The organism is Chryseobacterium sp. Bi04, assembly GCF_918698085.1.
GTDB lineage: Bacteria > Bacteroidota > Bacteroidia > Flavobacteriales > Weeksellaceae > Chryseobacterium.
This window is the reverse complement of the sequence record NZ_CAKKLP010000008.1, coordinates 130,370-149,703: the sequence shown is the minus strand read 5'-3', so window position 1 is coordinate 149,703 and position 19,334 is coordinate 130,370. Positions and strand designations below refer to the sequence as shown.

Sequence of the window (19,334 nt, the reverse complement as noted above, 5' to 3'; positions counted from 1 at the left end):
AAAACTTAAGTGCACTTCTATACGCAAAGCCTGTCACTTAAAATAAATCTTAAGTGTTCAAAATCTTTTGTGACTTTTAACTACGTTGAATCTTCTATTGTGACTAGAGTGTAATCTTTGTCATTCAGAAGGAATCTAGATGATGTAAAGCAAATACGTTGTGGAGATTCCTGCGGAATGACAAACAGACTGTTTAATAACTCTTTAAATTAATTTTGTGAGTGTAATTTTAACCAGGCCGTCAAAAATTCTTTGAATTTTCGCCACCCTCCGGAGCAGGGAATATCACGTCTCCTATTATTGTAATATTCATCATGATATCCATGAAAATCACAGATTTTCAAAACTTAAGTGCACTTCTATACGCAAAGCTTGTCACTTAAAATAATCTTAAGTGTTTAAAAGCTTTTGTGCCTTTTAACTAAGTTGAATCTTCTATTGTGGCTAGAGTGTAATCTTTGTCATTCAGAAGGAATCTAGATGATGTAAAGCAAATACGTTGTGGAGATTCCTGCGGAATGACAAACAGACTGTTTAATAACTCTTTAAATTAATTTTGTGAGTGTAGTTTTAACCAGGCCGTCAAAAATTCTTTGAATTTTGGTCATCCTTCCGGAAGAGAGGAATATCACGTCTTCCATTATAATATTCATTATGATATCCATGAAAATCACAGATTTTCAAAAACTTAAGTGCACTTCTACACGCAAAGCTTGTCATTTAAAATAAACTTAAGTGTTTAAAAGCTTTTGTGCCTTTTGTGGTTATAGTAAAGTAAACTGTTTATAAAAAAACCGATGACTAAAATTGAGCCATCGGTTTTAAAGTTATCTGCTGTAATATTGGATATGCATATCTTTCGGATACTTTACTTCATACGAGAAGTTGATTTTTTCCGAACCTCCCGAGCTGATGTTTTTGTTCCAGAGAATACTTCCTGTTTTTTCATCAAGACTTCCGCCTCCGGTATCTATTGCCTTAACAGAAATTTTAGAATTCTCACTGATCGGCAGTTGATCGAGAATTTCCAGTTCAATACTTTCTTTGGTGTTGTTTCGGATGCTGATCTGATAAGATTCTGTTTCCCATTTATTAGAATTCATTGCTTTTTGGGATGTTTTATCTTCCAGTTTACTCCTTTTTACCATAATTCTTTCATCTACACCCAGAGAAATTGGGAATTCATCTTTTACATAATTGCTGGTGATGGTTGTTTTTCCAATATAATTATCGTCAAAATAGATGTTTGCCTCTCCCGTAATAAGGTTGAGCTGCTGCCAGTTTTTCACAAAAGCCATCAGGAATACCTGGTTGTTTACTTTCGGAACCGTATGGTATTTGTAAGTGGCATCAATCTGCTTTTTATCAAGGATAACATACTGTTCTTTTTCCTGACTTACAATAGTCTGATTGTAATTAAGTTCATAAATCACATTCATTTGGCTGTCAGAAACAGAAGCTATAGGAACCTGGCTTGGTGTTATCGCTTTATCTGCTCTCATCTGGTAGGCATTTACTGCAGCAGCCTCTTGTTTAATTTGATAACCTGCTACTTCTATCTGAGGATTGTAAGGCGTATATTCAGCAACATACAATGGAGATAAAATAGGTCTGTTTTGGTTATAGGACGGTCTATAGGTGGAGACAAACAGCTTGATGTTTTTCCAGTCCTGGCCGGTCTTCTGATAAATTTTTCCTTTATAGATCATTTCAAGAGGCTTTTTTACAGATTCTGCACGCAGATCATAAGAAGGGATCCAGCCGGCATCTGAAACAATATAGCTTACCCCTAAATTCAGACTGGTGTCATAATCAGCAAGAATTTCAAGCAGAAGCTCTTTTCTGTTGGTATTTTTGTGTGTTTGCTCTTCAGCAGACTGTTTATTAAGCTTGGCAGTACTTTCGTCGAGAACTTCTTTCTGCTCATTCAGTAAAAAGACCTGGTTGTCAATTTCCAGCATTCGCTTTCTGTAAAACTCAGTGAGCTTAACAAGCTGTTCCTGAGGAGTAGATTTATCATTAGCTGATACTTTTAAGTTATCATTGATGATATTCTGTTCTCCCGTCAGATTTTTCACCTGAATATTCAAAAGGTTCACCTGTCGCTGAAGTTTTTTTCTGTCATCTTCCAGCTTCTTTTCACCATCAGACAGCTCATCATCTTTCAAAAAATTATTTTGGGGCGTAATGGAAAGAAGTGTTGTATTTTTTTCAAGATTGATTTTATACGTATTCTCATCCAGATTATTGGGAAGATTGATAATTCTTACCTTATTGATTCCTTTTTGAAGGCTCACATTAGTATTTCCAAAGACTTTTGCCCCTTGTAGAAATACGGTAGCCTGCTTTACATCAATTTCTTTCTTTATTTCCTGTGCTTTTAAAAAGGCAACTGAAAATGTCATTAATAGTAAAAAATAACGTTTCATCGTTTATTATTTTGAATTTCTAGAGTAAAATTATCGCTATTTAAGGCTGAAATTCGGGAGACTTGGTGAAATGCAGGTTTCACTTGGTAAATCTGATAAAGCATAAAAAAGAAAAACAGCCCTTTTGAGGCTGCTTTCTTACATCTGTTATTTTTAAAGGATTTCGTATCTTGTTTTGATACTGTATTTCAGTTTGATGTTTTCAATATTATCAAAAGAATAATCTACCGCAGCATCTGCCATCTCCATTTGTACACTGTTCATTCTCCCTTTATAGGCAACAGGCATTATAGTATCACTGGTATAATCTTCTATTTCTATAATTTCAATAGCATTTCCTGTTTTTTTACCCATACTTTCCAACAGGTAATCTGCCTTTTCTTTGGCTGCTTTTAAGGCATTGATTTTTACTGTTTTTCTGAAATCTGCAATCTTGGTATTCTTTACCTCTGCAATATTCAGGCTGCTTACCCATTTCTGATTGAGGTCTTCAAAAATCTTACTGATGTTTGATTTTGTATTGGCTTTAAACTGATAGCTTTTAGTGAACTTGGCCGTTTTAGAGTATATATTCTGATACATCGATTTAAATTTGATGTCTTCATTCTTTACTCCGGCATTCTTTAAGGTTTCAAACAATTTCTTTTCATTGTCTGCCAGTTCATTTTTGTTGTCTGCCTTTATTCCGATACTGAAAATGATTTCATCGGGTTCTATCTCCATTTCGGCAACACCGGTTACTTCAATTGCGTTTTTCTTTACTTCCTGAGCGTTTACAAAGCTCCCCAAAGTTAAAATTCCGATTAATAAAAAATGTTTCAATTTCATAATTTCCTGTTTTTTAAATTGTAAATAATTTTAAATTCTGAAGTAAAATTAGGGAGATCTGAAACTGAAAACCGGAAGACTTGGTGAAAAGGAACTTTCACTTGGTGAACGGGTACAAAAAAGCAATCTCTACATAAGACTGCTTTAAAAAGACTAAGCTGCTAAATTATTATTTTAGCTCATAATAAGCTTCCTTATTAGAATGAAATTAAATTAATACAGAAAATAAACCTTTGCTATTTTATTATTTTTGATCTCGTAAATAGCGGTAGCTTCTATCTTTTTATTCGGTTTTACCCCGGAAACACTTTCTCTATCAATAATGGTATTTAGGTTGGTGATTCTCTGTCTGACTTCACAATGAAGGTCAGGATGATTGGCAAATAATTTCTCATAGCTCTTTCTCATCGCTTCTTTTCCCTTGCTTAATAGTTTGGAAGGAAATGAATACAGCTCCACATCTTCTGCATAAGGTTCCAGAAAGGCATCTATATTTCTGGCATTATAGCCATTTACCTGTTGCTGAACCAATGTTTCATTTGTTGTTTCCGGTATTGTATTGGGATTCAGGGGCTGTCCGTTTTTGATAACAGTATCAATCTGGGTAAGGTTTTCCAGGTTTTCAATAGGGTTGGCATTCAACAGAATAAGATCTGCAACTTTTCCTTCTTCTATACTGCCATATTGAGCTTCTTTATTAAGAATTTTAGCCGGATTGATGGTTGCCGACTGTAGAAGCTGCCAGCTGTTCATACCACTTTCCTTCATAGCTTTAAGTTCGTTGATAAAAGAAGTGCCATGCTGGGTTCCAATATTTCCGGCATCTGTACCGGCAGCAATCGTTACTCCGCCATCGGTCAGTTTCTTCAGATTAATTCTCCTGATAGAATCTGTTTTTGAAACATAAGCCTTTATCTGAGGAGAATTGAATCTTAGTTTATATTTCTTTATCATTGCAGAATCTGAGGTATCTTTCAGATGCTTTAAATCATACATAGAACCAATACTTTTCGGATTGGAATGCTCAAGTTCATAGGTATTATAATTTTTCTTCTGTGCATAGGTGTCGTAATAATTGTCCATTACGGTGAGGGTAGGGCATAGGATCACTTTTTTAGACTGTAAAAGTTTTACAAAATCATCCGAAACCACTTCATCTTCTATATTATGAACAAGATAATTAGCACCGTTCATCACTGCTGTTTCTGCTGTAAAACGTTCTGTAGCATGTACTGCTACTTTAAGATTGTTTTTGTGGGCTTCTTCAATAGTAGCCTTTATTACAGGTTCCAGTTTTTGGGCTTCCTCTTTCTTTTTTTTGGCATCTCCCAAAACAATATACCATATCTTGATAAAGTCCGGTTTATAAGGAAGCTGTTCCTGTACCCATTTTCTGGCTTCTTCCGCCGTGAGAGCCAGTTTGAAAGGTTCATCTTTACTGAGGTTTTTAAAAACTTCAGGCTCATAGGTGGTAATAAGAGGTCCGGACATATAGACCGTGGGTAATCTTTTATTCTTTTGTAAAGAATCCCTGAGAAGAAGAAAATTGTAGGTAGCCCCGGGATCAATCACAGAAGTTATCCCGGCTTTAAGATAATACTGAAGAAGGTTTTCCATATTATCATGTCCCCAGCTGATCTCTTCCTCATACGGAACATGTTTTCTCAAATCAAGTGCATCAGGTCTTGTATATAAACTTCCGCTTTGAAAAAAATGGATATGGGCATCTGTCATTCCCGGAATCAGATATTTACCTTCACCATTGATGACGTGTGAATTCTGGGGTATTTTAATCTGTTTGCTTGGTTTTATTTTGGTAATCTTTCCATTATTCATAATGATCGTCTGAGCGGGAATCATTTTCTTATGAATTACATCTGCGACGGTTACATTTTGAATATAGATCTGAGCCCGGATACTGTTGAAACACAGAATAACAGCTAATGCTATTTGAAATTTTTTCATGATATTATACAGTGAGGTGAGGATACAAATATAATAAAGCCTTATTGATTTGAAATATAATGTTTTGTGTTTTTTATGAAGATTGAAGTCCTGGAGGTATTGATTTTTCTTAGAGGACTCAACTTGGTGAACGGGCAGCTTCGCTTGGTGAATAGTTTTTGAGCAGACTATATATATGTATATCTTTGTTTTATGAAAATACTTAGACTTTTTACGATCCTTTTACTAATGATTTTGGGAAATAGCACCTATTCTCAAAGCAGTACTAAGGCTGTGGAAGAAGTTCAGGTAGAAACCAGGAAGCTGAAAAAAGCTATTGATACCCAAAATGAACCTGCTCAGGCTGATTCTTACTATAATATTGGGGAAACATTTTTCAATGACGGAAACTTTCCGAAAAGCGAAGAATACTATACAAAAGCTAAAAAGATCTATGAAAAGGTTAACGATAAACCCAATATTGAAAAAGTAACCCGAAGATTAGCCCAGTCTCAGGAAAAGCAGAATAAAATATCACCCGCTATCAGCAATTACAGTATGGCAGCACAAGTGGGGTATTCTGAAAAAAGCAGAGCCGTTAATTCCAATGATGTGGCCAGACTTTCTTCTCCTACACCTGAGCAAAAGACTGAAGCTATCCAGAGTAATATCAATCTCATCAGAAAAGAAAAAGAGCAGACCGGTTTAGCAGAAGGATATAGCCAGTTAGCAGATGTCAATATACAACGGAATGAGGTCTCTAAAGCTGAAGATAACCTGAATGCTGCTTATAAGATTTCAAAAAAAGAGGCTCCACAACAGGCATTGGAAATTAATCAGAAGCTGGCGAATCTGTATGTTGAAAATAAAAATTTTGATAAAGCGATAGCGGCCAAAAAGAAGGTGATGAAAGAAGACTTCGTAAAAGATGATTCTCAGGAGAAAGTTAATCAGATTCAGGAACTGGCAGATATTTATATAAAAAAGAACGATACAGAGGAGGCTGTTGCCTTATTGAAAAATGCCTATGGTATTGCTTTAGATAAAGGACATACACTGGAAGCACAAAAAAGTGTGAAAAAACTGGACAGCCTTTACAATATAGCAGGAAATACAGATGCTTCAGTGTCGTTGTACAGAGACTTTTTAGGAAAACTTCCTGATCTGGTTTCCAAAGACAGAAGTCTGGTAGACAATAAAATTCTGGAAGATACAGAACAGCGGATTTCTCAGCTCGAAAAAGAAAGAGAACTGAAAGATGAGCTGATCCGCAAGAAAAATGTTTTCAATTATGGTCTGATTGGAGCTTTGATCCTGTTGACAGGCCTGATCATTTTTATTTTCAGGACCCTGAAAAAAGTTCAGACCAAAAATAAGAAGATTGCCCTTCAGTCGCTAAGAAGAGAAATGAATCCTCATTTTATTTTTAATAGCCTGAACAGCGTTAATCATTTTATAGCCACCAATAACGAACTGGAAGCCAACCAGTATCTGACAAAATTCTCTAAGCTGATGCGGGGGGTAATGGAAAACTCTACAGAAGATTTTATCCCGTTCCAACAGGAGCTGGATCTTCTTCAGAACTATCTTGCCCTGGAAAAAACACGGTTTGCAGACAAATTTGATTATGAAGTTGATATAGATGAGAATCTGAATGTACAAAGCCAGCTGGTACCCGGAATGCTTGTACAGCCATTTCTTGAAAATGCGATCTGGCACGGATTGCGCTACAGAACTGAAAAAGGATTTTTAAAACTGAATTTTGAAAAAGTAGAGCAATATGTAAAGGTGACTATTGAAGATAATGGAATAGGAATTGAAGAAAGTAAAAAACAGAAAACCGAGCATCAAAAAACAAGAGAAGGCAGAGGAATGAAAAACACACTGGAAAGAATACAGCTGCTGAATGACCTGTATAAAAAAAATATAACCTGTAGTGTAAAAGACAAAGAGAATAGCAGTGGAGTGCTGGTGACTATAAAAATTAACCTCATGTAAATGCATTGACATGAAGTATTTATTAACATTGTTTTCTCTATGCTCCGGAACTGTACAAAAACTACATACTAAACATTAAAATTTAAAAACGAATAAACAATTCCGGTTGTGATCTTCAAATTATTACCTGCCACCTACTAGCTGTTGCCTATTAAAAAACCTATCCTATGAAAATAAAAGCCGTAATCGTAGACGATGAACTCATAGCCAGAGAAGTGCTGAGAAATTATATTACTAAGTATTGTCCGCAGGTGGAAATTCTTGGCGAAGCAGAAAATATAAAACAAGCGGTTCCCCTGATTGCGGAAAAACAACCACAATTGGTGTTTTTAGACGTAGAGATGCCTTTTGGAAATGCTTTCGATGTTCTGGAAGCAACTAAAGAATTTTCCTATGAAACCATTTTCATTACAGCATTCTCACAGTATTCATTACAGGCTTTAAATAAATCGGCAAGTTATTATATTTTAAAACCTATTGATATCCAGGAGCTCATTCTGGCAGTCAACAAAGTTGTGGAGAGCCTTGAGAAAAAAGATGAGCTCAACAGGAATAAAATTCTGCTTGAAAACTTAAAGCTGAAACCCGAAAAACAGCAGCTTATACTTCCCACCTTACAAGGCTTTGATGTGGTGAAAACGGAGGATATTGTCCGGCTTCAGGCAGATGGTAATTTTACTCAGGTATATCTTACTGATGGTTCCAAAAAAATGGTTTGCCGTTTTTTAAAACATTTTGATGATTTGCTGGAAAACCCTTTTGTAAGAGTGCACCGCTCCCATATTATCAATACAGATTTTGTAAAATCTTATCATAAAAGTGGAACAGTAATGCTTTCTGATGATACGGAGATTGAAGTTTCCGGTAGTTTTAAAGATGGTTTTCTGAAAGTTTTTTCATAGAATTTACCAATCTTTAACAGCGTAAAGGCATTATTTTTGAAGTTTTTATAAGAACCACGCAAAATTTTCTGTTATGAAAACTCTTCACAAAATTATACTTCCCGTTTCACTGGGAGCACTCGGATTGATCATTTTTAATTCCTATTCGGTGGGAGTTCCCACAGGAGCTAAAGTGGTAAAGAATTTTGATATCAAAAAATATCTCGGAAGATGGTATGAAATAGCCCGTTTTGATTACCGTTTCGAAAGGGATATGGATAATGTCACCGCAGAATATTCAGAAAATCTGGATGGAACAGTAAGGGTAAACAATAAGGGCTATAATTACGTGAAAAAAGAATGGAAAGAAGCCATTGGTGAAGCCAGATTTGTAAAAGATAAAACAGAGGCCAGGCTGAAAGTGGCATTCTTTAAGCCGTTTTGGGCCGGCTATAATGTGATTGATATTGATGAAGAATATCAGTATGCCCTGGTGGCAGGAAGCAGTTTAAAATACCTCTGGATTTTATCCAGAACGCCTAACATTCCTGAAAGTATGCGCCAAAGATTCATAGAAAAAGCAAAGAAATTAGGATATAATACAGACGAACTTATCTGGGTGAAACATAATCAATAAATAATAAGGACCAATCATCTGACTGGCCCTTTTCTCTTATTTTTTAGAATACTCTTTCCACTCTTCAAAACGATGATCAATAACCAGCCTCATCAGATCGTAGTTTTCGTAAGTATCTTCAATATGATAAAACGTTTCATATTCATAATCATTCTCTTCAGCCTTCGCATCAAAAATATTAACATAGTCATCGGCAAATGAGCTGAATCTGTTCCCAAAATCAGTATCATCTGCATAGTAATCTTTTGCAAAACTATTTCCCAATTCATTCAGGTCATACTCAGAAAATTTACCTTCACAGGAATCCATAATAAACTCAGCACCTGTAATTTCTCTTCGTTTTAGTTTTTCAATTTCTTCTTTACCATCTTCTTTTAAATCATCAGAAATAAGATCATTGTTAATACACCAGTTCAGGAACATTCCCGTATGGGTAGCTCCATTTTTTTCAGGAAGCTCCTCAGGAAAATCACCGCCATAATGCCATGAGGCGTCATCGTATTTAGACATAATTTTAATTATAGTTTTAAATAATCGACATCAAAAATAGAAAAAATCATTTTATGTTGCCGCAGCCATAGATTTTTCCGTCATTTGCAGGAGAATTTTTTCAACAAACTGATCTATGGAAAAAGCTGTTCTGATTACTATTGGGGATGAAATCCTTTCCGGAAATACAATAGATACCAATTCTAATTTTATTGCCTCTGAACTTAAAAATATAGGTATTAAAGTTTCTCAGATATTTACAATTTCGGACGAAATTGAAACCATTAAAAATACACTTGCAATCGCCTTGGAGCTTGGAGACTTAATCATTACAACCGGCGGACTGGGACCCACCAGAGATGATAAAACCAAAAAAGCACTGGCTGAATTTTTTAATGATGAAATTGCCCTGGATGAGGTTACTTTTAACCATCTGAAAGAATATATGGAAAGAAGAGGAAGACAGGATATCCTTGAAAGGAATAAAGAGCAGGCTTTTGTTCCCACAAAATCTGTTGTATTTCAAAATCATTATGGGACAGCACCCTGCATGATGATGGAACAGAACGGAAAACTATGCTACAGCCTTCCGGGGGTTCCTTATGAAGTGAAACCACTCATCAAAGACCAGATTATCCCTTATTTACAGGAAAAATTTAACCTTAATTATATCCATAGCCGCATTGTTTCCGTGGTCGGAATCCCTGAAAGTATCCTGGCTGATACCATTGAAAACTGGGAACTTGCTCTTCCTGAAAATATAGCCCTGTCTTATCTTCCGGTGGGAACACGGGTTAAACTTAGGCTTACAGCATCCGGTGATAACGAAGATTTTCTGAAACAGCAGACTGAAGAGGAAATCCAGAAGCTGCTTCCACTGATAAAAGATCATGTTATTGCAACATCTGAAGATAAAATTGAAAATATCCTGGCGGAAATGCTTACTGATAGAAAACTGACGATTTCTACTGCAGAAAGCTGCACAGGAGGCGGGCTTGCTAAAATGATTACTTCCGTCTCCGGAAGTTCAAAATACTTTCTTGGTGGGGTAGTAGCCTATGCCACAGAGAAAAAAGTGAAGATTTTAAATGTTTCTCAGGAAACGATAGACCAATTTACGGTAGTCAGTGAACAGGTAGCACAGGAAATGGCAGAAGGTGTTCAGAAATTATTTGACAGCCATATCTCTCTTTCTACAACCGGTGTTGCAGGTCCGGGAAAAGGTGAAGACGGTAAAGAAGTAGGAACCGTTTTCTATACCATCAGGATTAATGATCAGGAGGTAACTTCTAAATTATATATGCCACATCTGGAGAGAGTGGATTTTATGGATTTCGTTTCTCAAAAGGTTATCCAGGATTTGGTAAGTCTTTTAGTAAATTCTTAATAGATCGCCTCTTTTTTTACAGCATAAAATATAAGGGTTCAGAAGATTATTTCTGAGCAGAAACAGACCTTTCTTAACCCTAAAATAAAGGATTGGGGCTTTGGGCGATGCCTAATATCTTCTTATTCCAATATATTATCCCGTTTTTTCTCACTGCTGGCTGGCGTCATTGTTTTTTTGGAATTTTATCCGGAAATGGAAGCAAAATATTAGCTATTACTGATATTCCTTTTCCCTTTATGATGCAGCGTGAAAGATTAACGAATCTGCCGTATGTTATTCCGCAGAGATTTGGATACCGATGGCTGATGTATATCGTACTGTTTAAAAGTTTAAGAAAAGCTCTGAAAGGCGAAATACAGGCCTGGAGATTCCTGAAAAGAACAGGAAATGTAAAAGAGATAGCAACTTCTTAATATTTGTTTAAATTTGTTTTTATAAAAAAGTAACAAATAGTAAATAAATCATACATATTGTATAAATTGTTATCATAATGAAAAAACTAACGCTTTCTTTGTTTTTATTAGCAGGAATATGTTCACAAAATACAGTGAATGCCCAGGCTAAAGTAACTAAAACAGTTGTAAACAGCACAGATACAGGCTTGGATATTAGCCTTATGGATACTTCTGTACGTCCGCAGGATGATTTTTATAACTACGTGAGTGGAACCTGGATGAAAACTGCCAAAATTCCTTCTGATAAGCCAACTTGGGGAAGTTTCAACAAATTAGCTGAAGATACGGATAACAACTCTATGACGATCCTGAACTCGCTTTTGAAAGATAAATTTGCTGACGGAAGTGAGGGTAAAAAAATCCAGGACCTGTATGCTACATATATGAACATGCAGAAGAGAAATGCAGACGGAATCAAGCCTATTCAGGGAAACCTGACTAAAATTGATGCCATCAAAAATGTTGCCGATCTTCAGAATTATCTTGCTTCTGTAACTAAAGAAGGCGAGAATAATTTCTACGGATGGGGAGTATATGCAGATTTAAAAGACTCTAAAATGAACGCTGTTTACTTGGGTGAAGCATCTCTTGGTTTAGGAAGAGACTACTATCAGAAAGTAAACGAAAAAAATACAGAAGCTATTGCTGAATATCAGAAATATGTAGCTTCTATGCTTAAAGAATTAGGGTACAAAAATGCTGATGAAGCAGCAAAAGGTATCGTTGATTATGAGAAAAGCATCGCTAAAACTTATCTTACAAACGAGCAGAGCCGTGATAATACCCTTCAGTATAACCCTCAGACAATGGCTGAGCTTTCCACTTTGGTAAAAGGAGTTGACCTTCCTGCTTACCTTAAAAAAGTAGGGGTGAATTCTGATAAAGTAATTATCGGAGAATTAGGGTATTATAAAAACTTTGATCAATTAGTGAATGCTAAAAACCTTCCTATCATCAAAGACTATTTAAAATTTCACCTGATCAACGGAAGTGCTTCTTACTTAAGTGAGAACCTTGGAAATATGAGATTTGCTTTCTATGGTAAATATCTTAGAGGTCAGCAGGAGCAGAGAGCTTTAAACAAAAGAGGATTTGAGCTGATTAATGGTTCTCTGGGAGAAGCTTTCGGTAAATTGTATGTTGAAAAATATTTCCCTGCAGAAGCTAAAGCTCAAATGGTAGAACTGATCGACTATTTAAAGAAAAGCTTTGCTGTTCACATCAATAACTTAGCGTGGATGTCTGCTACTACAAAAGCAAAAGCAATGACGAAACTGAACAAATTTACAGTGAAAGTTGCTTATCCGGACAAATGGAAGGATTATTCAAAATTAGAAATTACTCCTGAATCTAAAGAAGGAACATTATACAAAAATCTTCAGAATATTGCTGAATGGCAGTACAATAAAGATCTAGCTAAAATTGGCAAGCCGGTTGATAAATCAGAATGGGGAATGACTCCACAAACGGTAAATGCTTACTATAACCCGGTAAACAACGAAATCGTGTTCCCTGCTGCAATCCTTCAGCCGCCATTCTTCAACCCTAAAGCTGATGCTGCTGTAAACTTCGGTGGAATTGGTGCCGTTATCGGTCACGAAATGAGCCACGGATTTGATGATTCAGGTGCTCAGTTTGATGCAGACGGTAACTTAGTAGACTGGTGGACTCCGGAAGATAAAGCCAACTTCGAAAAAGCTACAAAAGCTCTTGCTTCTCAATATGATAAATATGAACCCGTAAAAGGAACTTTTGTAAACGGTACTTTCACAAATGGTGAAAATATCGCTGACTTAGGAGGTGTAAATATTGCATATGACGCTCTTCAGATGTACTTAAAAGATAAAGGAAACCCAGGGAAAATCAGTGGATTCTCTCAGGATCAGAGATTCTTCTTAAGCTGGGCAACCGTTTGGAGAACGTTATCAAGTGAGAAATACATGATCAATCAGGTGAAGACGGATCCGCACTCTCCGGGGTACTTCAGAAGTTTCGGCCCGCTGATCAATGTTGATTCATTCTACAAAGCATTCGACGTGAAAAAAGGAGACAAGCTATACAAAGCTCCTGAAGAAAGAATTAAAATCTGGTAATACCTATTATTAACATAAAAAATCACCTAAATTTTAGGTGATTTTTTGTTTTTAAAATTATAACACGACGGGTTTTGTCGCTACCCATAAATATCTTTGATTTCAGAAGTAAATCTTGCAAGATGTATTATTTCGCTACCAAATAATAAAAATAATAAGATGAATACAATTGAAATTAATGATCCGTATATCGGAGAATGGGTAACTTTTATAGAGACAGATAAAACATATGACAATATTCCAATTATTGATAGCTACTGTGATGATATTCTTTTCAAAAAAGTTGGAAATGTTTACTACAGAAGAGTACTGGAAGACAGTCGTGTAGATATCAGGTGGTTTGGTGCATCACCACAGGGTATCATTGATAGTACAGCTGCTATTCAGCAAGCTTTTATTATTGCAGATCAATTTAAATTATCGGTTACTGCGGGTAAAGGAACCTATGTTATTTCTGACACTATTTTAATTCCGCAGCATCCTGATTTTGCCTTTTTATCTAAAACGTACGATTTTAATGAATCTATATTTTTAATAAAAGCTGATGTCACTGTGTTTAAGTCTGGGTATTATAAGAATGGTCAATTAATCAGCTCAATAGAAACAGATAAGGATGATAGCATGTCTCAGGGAATTAAATTTGGAAACTTTTCCCTTCAGACCACTTTTTATGATGTTACCAATCCTGCTTTGATTATTAAAAACTGGCATCAGGGTTGTAAATTATTTAACATTTCTTCAGCCAATTTTTCAACTCTACTGAAGTCAATTAATAATTATTATACAGTTTTTGATGATTTAAGAACCACCCATCAGCATGATACAAGAATAGGTGAGCGTTTTATTTTTTCAGGTGAAATGAATCTGAATATTTTCCGTTCATTGATAGCTGCCAATTCTTTAGTGGGATATAAATTTGATGGTCCTTTAACGGCTTGTCATTTTGATGCTGTATCCATTGAAGGAGTCACAACAGGAATTCAATTTAACTCTTCTGTATATAACTGCTCAATTGTCAATTCATACCTTGAAGGCTTCGACAGAGCTTTTGAATTTAATGATTATATTAATAATTTTACAATAGATAATAATTATATCAGATTTGTACAACCCCAGCACAAACTTATAAAATATAAAGGATTGCCATTGAATAATGTACATCTGTTACCTAATAATACGTTTATTGGAATGACAGACTATCAACAGCTATTTGAAAATATTGAAAATGATTATGGTTACGGAATGGAAATGAGTTTTGATACGATTCATGGAAATTCTATTAATGATCTTTTAATAGACAATTTTGGAGCTAATTTTAATATCAATGCTAAAACAAAGTTCCCTTCTTACTTAGCCAATATCCGAAATGGAAAAGGTATGATTCCAGGAAATTATTCAGGACAATATACACGAGGATATGATGGTCCGTCAGGATTTGAGTTGGACTCTTCACAGCCTGGCTTTTTACATCTTAAAACGAAGATAAAGAATACATGGACGCAGATTATTTACGTGAATCTTGAAGTAAATGTTCAGTCAGGAATCAGATATTATAAAGGTTTTTTTGTAGGAAATATCTTTTATGAATTTAATGCTTCCGGAGTGTCAGCCACAGGAGTTTTGGAATCTCATATTAACAATAATGATGGTACCATCAATATTAAAAGACCGGTGTCTGAAGGCTCAGATATTATAAAAATAACAGGAGAGGTACGTCTAATTTAATTTTTAGAATCCGGAATTAAAATCTGGTAATCATACAAACCGTTCAGCAATGAACGGTTTTTGTTTTTGTAGGGATTAAAGGAGAAGTTAGAAGTTAGAAGTTAGAAGTTAGAAGTTCGGGTGCTTTACCCATATCTGTAAATGAAAGACCTCCATCATTCCCTCCTCCGGAGGGGTGTCAAATCTTTGATTTGACGGGTGGTCTATAACGAATGCAGATACCATCCACATATCACCCATCAATAGAAGCGGACTTTAGTCCGCTTTCTTCATAAACACCCATACATTAGGCTTTAGCCAAAACCTAAAATAAACCCAATCTCCACATTATACCCGAGTCTCATGTCCCAAATCCCTCAACTAATTATACTCCATCATTTTTTAATTATCCCTCAACTATTATCAGTAAAGTTTGTATATTTGATAAGTTTGTGTAAAATCAAAAATATCTTTAATGAAAAAGCTAAATATTGGAATACTTGCCCTTTCAGGTCTTGTATTTCTTAATTCTTGTGGTACAACGAAGACTGCAGGGACAGATACAAAAACTGAAGCTACGGCAGTAATTGCTGAGACGGTGAAAGAAGAAGTAAAAGATGAGGGAATCAATGTATCATATATGGATACCAATGTGCGTCCACAGGATGACTTTTTTAGCTATGTGAACGGAAATTGGGTGAAAAACACTCAGATTCCTTCTGATAAAGCAAATTGGGGATCTTTCAATGCATTGAGGGAAAATGTGGATGATGCTTCACTGGATATCTTAAACAAAATTTTATCCGAAAAATATGCTGAAGGAACTGAAGGGCAGAAAATTCAGAATCTGTATGCTTCTTTTATGGATACCAGCAAAAGAAATGCAGATGGTTTATCACCTATAAAAAGTGATTTAACAAAAATTGATGCCATTAAAAACCTTAATGATCTTCAGAAGTACCTTCTGGAAGCAACAAAATTAGGAGATAATTCTTTCTATGGCTGGCGGGTAAGCGCAGATATGAAGAATTCTAAAATGAATGCTGTATATCTTGGAGGTCCGGATCTTGGTTTGGGAAGAGATTATTATCAGAAAGTAAACGAAGCAAATACTAAAACTTTAGCAGAATATCAGGCATATGTCGGAAAATTATTCGGGGTTTTAGGATATAAAAATTCAGCTCAGGCAGGGCAGAATGTGGTTGATTTCGAGAAACAACTTGCCAATTATTTATTGACTCTTGAGCAGAACAGAGATGCTAACCTGAGATACAATCCTAAAAATGTATCTGAGCTTTCGGGGCTTGTGAAAAATATAGACCTTGCAAAATATTTAAAAGATGCAGGGGTAAATACAGACAGGGTAATCATCGGAGAACTGAAATATTATCAGAATATGGATCAGTTTGTAACGCCAAAAAACCTTCCTCTCTTAAAAGATTATCTGAAGTATCACCTTATTAACGGTAATGCAAGTAATTTAGATGAAAGTTTAGAACAAATCAGATTTGATTTCTATGCAAAATATCTGCAGGGACAGAAAGAGCAGCGTCCAATGAACAAGAGAGGCCTTACAATGGTTAACGGTGTTCTTGGGGAAGCGTTCGGTAAATTATATGTTGAAAAATATTTTACTCCGGAAGCAAAACAGCAGATGGAAACGTATATCGATTACCTTTTAAAATCATTTAAAACGCATATCGCCAATATAGACTGGATGTCTCCTGAAACAAAAGTAAAAGCTCAGGAAAAACTTTCCAAATTTACAGTAAAGATTGCTTATCCTGATAAATGGAAAGATTATTCCCAGTTGAAAGTGGAAGCTACCAATAAGGGAGCAACATTATATTCCAACCTTCAGAATGTAGCGGCATGGCAGTATCAGAGAAGCTTAGACAAAGTAGGAAAACCTGTTGATAAAACAGAATGGGGAATGTCTCCACAAACTGTCAATGCATACTACAGCGGATCAAATAATGAAATTGTATTCCCTGCAGCAATCCTTCAGCCTCCTTTCTATAACCCTAAAGCAGATGCAGCGGTGAATTTCGGTGGTATTGGAGCCGTTATCGGACATGAGATCTCTCACGGATTTGATGACAGTGGTTCCCGTTTTGATGGTGACGGAAATCTTAATAACTGGTGGACAGATGCTGACCGTAAGAACTTTGATGCAAAAGTAGGGCAGCTTGCTGCACAATATAATGCGTATGAACCTGTAAAAGGAAGTTTTGTAAACGGTAAATTTACAAGCGGAGAAAATATCGGTGACCTAGGAGGTGTATCTGTAGCTTATGATGCCCTTCAAATGTATTTAAAAGATAAAGGAAATCCAGGTAAGATCAGTGGATTCACTCAGGATCAGAGATTTTTCTTAAGCTGGGCTACCGTCTGGAGAACAAAAGCTACAGATCAGTATATGATCAATCAGGTAAAAACAGATCCTCACTCTCCGGGAGTGTACAGGGCATTTGGACCATTAGTTAATCAGGATGCATTTATCAAAGCATTTGATATCAAACCTGGTGATAAAATGTATAAAGCTCCTCAGGACAGAATAAAAATCTGGTAGTAATACCAAAAATTGTTAGAAAAGAAAGGATCCGTCTCAATTCAATGTGAGACGGATTCTCTTTTAATACGCTTTCTTATAATTCCTGAGAACAAACTTTATCCCTGTTTCTATAATATCTCCCATCGTTTTACAATACTTGAAATTGATGTCGTACGTGAGTTTTTGCAAAGCTGTTTTTAGCTCTGTAACATTAGCTTCCGGCGCAATATTTTCTTTTTTCATAATAGAAATGAGTTCATCGAATCTGTTTTTGCTGCTGGTCACTCTTTTTACAATTTGTGAACGTACTTCTTTACGGTACTGTTCTATAGAATTAGGCTTCAATTTTTCCAGTACCATATTAACCATCACGTTATTTTCTTTGAAATACTGAGGAAGATAAACTTTTAAATTCCCTTCATAACTTTGCTGGTCAAAATCGATGGGACGAATTCTGTAGATAACCTGATCAAAATCATGTATAGGAATGATAACGTAATTATAAGAGCGCATGTCACCAAGAAGTCCAATAAGGCAGCGTTCATTGAATTTTACAAATTCTTTGGAGATTTGCGCCTTTTCCGGTTCTGTACAATTGTGTAAATGCTTCTGAATAAAAACATCCCCGGGAATTCCTAGGATATGCTCTTCTATTAAAGTGTTTTTATAAATCAGAAAGTTAATCCGGTTGGGAGAAAGAAGGTCTTCAATTTCCAGCCCGTATATGCGTGAAGCATCGGCTTGTTTAATATAAAAATTGGTATAATTGTCGTTCAGGATATTTCTCACCCGAATTCGGAAAGGTTTAGAGTTTCCGAAAGTGCAAAAATCGATCGTATCCACTTTCAGATAGGGTAAAGTAGCCTCATCTCCATCAGAATGAAGGAGGGTATAAATCTTATTTAAATTAGCCTCTATTTCTCTGAACTCATATTCAGAATATAATACACCAAGCCATAAAGTATCTTTGCCATCCTTATCCAGAATATTCACACTGTCACTGAATCTTAGTAGATCTTCATATAAAAACTGGATCTTGGTTGTCCTGTTATGTTTTTCCAAATACTGCTCTAATGCCTCTGAAACAGGATATATTGGTTTTCTAAAAGCAATCTTTACATCTTTCATTATTCTGTTTACTTTATTTAAATATAAAGAATATTTTTTCCTCACGTGGGAGGAATTCTGATTTTAACAAATGTTTGATCAAAGTACATCAAATTTTATTTTATCTTTCTATGGTTTATTTTTATTTATTTTTCATAGCTTAGTGATATCGTAAGATGGTGATTGTATGTTAAGTAATTATAGCTAAATTTAAATAAATCAAGAAAAATCTTGACAAAATTTTGTATGTTACAGTTTTTTTTTAAATTTAAACATTGGATTGGTAATTTATTTGATACGTCCGTAAATTACTCAAACACAGATCCAAACCAAAATAGTAAATCTCAAAATAATAATAATATGGCAATGTTTAATTATGGTGTTGGCGGAAACGAGGTAAAAGTAGACGCTAATGAAGCTATTCAGGAAATACAGGAAAATAAATCACTGATAGTAAGCCAGCTTACAACAGAAGAATCTTATACCCCTGAAATTGTAACAGGATTAAAAACCGTAGAAGATGTTTTCAGACATTTTCAGCCTTCTGTAGCTGTACAGCATGAAACAGAAGATGGAAGCGTAGTAGAAGAAGAATTCCGTTTTCAAAATCTTGGCGACTTTACACCCAAAAGCCTTACTCAGAAATCAGATTATCTGCAGCAGCTGAGCATGGAGCAGGAGCAGTACAACAAGATTGTACGTCAGCTGAAAACAAATAAAATTCTACGAAATATGCTGGAGAACGATCAGACAAGGGCTGCGTTCATCGAAGTACTGAAAGACGTAGCACAGGAACTTGAAAAATAATTAAAGACTTACATTAAA

General features: G+C 35.6%; 14 protein-coding genes. 9 read left to right on the top strand and 5 right to left on the bottom strand.

Annotation, left to right across the window (positions count from 1 at the left end; genetic code table 11):
• Positions 1-827 precede the first annotated feature (827 nt).
• The 3 genes from LQV47_RS14020 to LQV47_RS14010 form a co-directional block, all read right to left on the bottom strand.
• Positions 828-2,429 (bottom strand): DUF4139 domain-containing protein, encoded by a 1,602-nt coding sequence (locus tag LQV47_RS14020; RefSeq protein ID WP_230037871.1) that lies wholly within the window; start codon positions 2,427-2,429, stop codon positions 828-830.
• Between the two features lie 153 nt (positions 2,430-2,582).
• Positions 2,583-3,257: an SIMPL domain-containing protein gene (locus LQV47_RS14015; RefSeq protein ID WP_230037869.1), complete on the bottom strand. Its 675-nt coding sequence runs from the start codon at positions 3,255-3,257 to the stop codon at positions 2,583-2,585.
• Between the two features lie 213 nt (positions 3,258-3,470).
• On the bottom strand, positions 3,471-5,222 hold the full coding sequence (locus LQV47_RS14010; protein ID WP_230037867.1) for an amidohydrolase family protein: 1,752 nt from the start codon (positions 5,220-5,222) through the stop codon (positions 3,471-3,473).
• A 192-nt stretch (positions 5,223-5,414) separates the two neighbouring features.
• On the opposite strand from LQV47_RS14010, the gene LQV47_RS14005 reads away from it, so the two are divergent.
• The 3 genes from LQV47_RS14005 (at position 5,415) to LQV47_RS13995 (ending at position 8,717) form a co-directional block, all read left to right on the top strand.
• Positions 5,415-7,199, top strand: a complete 1,785-nt coding sequence (locus tag LQV47_RS14005; RefSeq protein ID WP_230037865.1) for a histidine kinase — start codon at positions 5,415-5,417, stop codon at positions 7,197-7,199.
• Positions 7,200-7,366: 167 nt separating this feature from the next.
• Positions 7,367-8,101 (top strand): LytTR family DNA-binding domain-containing protein, encoded by a 735-nt coding sequence (locus LQV47_RS14000; RefSeq protein WP_230037863.1) that lies wholly within the window; start codon positions 7,367-7,369, stop codon positions 8,099-8,101.
• A 73-nt stretch (positions 8,102-8,174) separates the two neighbouring features.
• Positions 8,175-8,717, top strand: a complete 543-nt coding sequence (locus tag LQV47_RS13995; protein ID WP_230037861.1) for a lipocalin family protein — start codon at positions 8,175-8,177, stop codon at positions 8,715-8,717.
• A 36-nt stretch (positions 8,718-8,753) separates the two neighbouring features.
• Here the strand turns inward: LQV47_RS13995 and LQV47_RS13990 are convergent, their stop codons facing one another.
• Positions 8,754-9,227 (bottom strand): hypothetical protein, encoded by a 474-nt coding sequence (locus tag LQV47_RS13990; RefSeq protein ID WP_230037859.1) that lies wholly within the window; start codon positions 9,225-9,227, stop codon positions 8,754-8,756.
• Between the two features lie 115 nt (positions 9,228-9,342).
• Between LQV47_RS13990 and LQV47_RS13985 the strand changes: the two genes are divergently transcribed.
• The 5 genes from LQV47_RS13985 to LQV47_RS13965 all read left to right on the top strand — a co-directional run bounded on the left by LQV47_RS13985 (position 9,343) and on the right by LQV47_RS13965 (position 17,420).
• A complete protein-coding gene (locus tag LQV47_RS13985; protein ID WP_230037857.1) occupies positions 9,343-10,593 on the top strand; it encodes a CinA family nicotinamide mononucleotide deamidase-related protein in 1,251 nt (416 codons plus the stop codon).
• Positions 10,594-10,685: 92 nt separating this feature from the next.
• Positions 10,686-11,009 (top strand): hypothetical protein, encoded by a 324-nt coding sequence (locus LQV47_RS13980; RefSeq protein ID WP_230037855.1) that lies wholly within the window; start codon positions 10,686-10,688, stop codon positions 11,007-11,009.
• 77 nt (positions 11,010-11,086) lie between these two features.
• The gene (locus tag LQV47_RS13975) at positions 11,087-13,144 is read left to right on the top strand and encodes a M13-type metalloendopeptidase (RefSeq protein ID WP_230037853.1); all 2,058 of its coding nucleotides are present in this window, start codon (positions 11,087-11,089) and stop codon (positions 13,142-13,144) included.
• A 159-nt stretch (positions 13,145-13,303) separates the two neighbouring features.
• Positions 13,304-14,869 carry a hypothetical protein gene (locus tag LQV47_RS13970; RefSeq protein ID WP_230037851.1) on the top strand — a complete coding sequence of 522 codons (1,566 nt, stop codon included), beginning with the start codon at positions 13,304-13,306 and terminating at the stop codon, positions 14,867-14,869.
• Positions 14,870-15,323: 454 nt separating this feature from the next.
• A complete protein-coding gene (locus LQV47_RS13965; protein ID WP_230037849.1) occupies positions 15,324-17,420 on the top strand; it encodes a M13 family metallopeptidase in 2,097 nt (698 codons plus the stop codon).
• Positions 17,421-17,483: 63 nt separating this feature from the next.
• On the opposite strand, the gene LQV47_RS13960 is transcribed toward LQV47_RS13965, so the two are convergent.
• The gene (locus LQV47_RS13960) at positions 17,484-18,530 is read right to left on the bottom strand and encodes a hypothetical protein (RefSeq protein ID WP_230037847.1); all 1,047 of its coding nucleotides are present in this window, start codon (positions 18,528-18,530) and stop codon (positions 17,484-17,486) included.
• A 339-nt stretch (positions 18,531-18,869) separates the two neighbouring features.
• On the opposite strand from LQV47_RS13960, the gene LQV47_RS13955 reads away from it, so the two are divergent.
• A complete protein-coding gene (locus tag LQV47_RS13955; RefSeq protein WP_047487911.1) occupies positions 18,870-19,316 on the top strand; it encodes a type VI secretion system contractile sheath small subunit in 447 nt (148 codons plus the stop codon).
• The last annotated feature ends 18 nt before the right edge of the window (positions 19,317-19,334 follow it).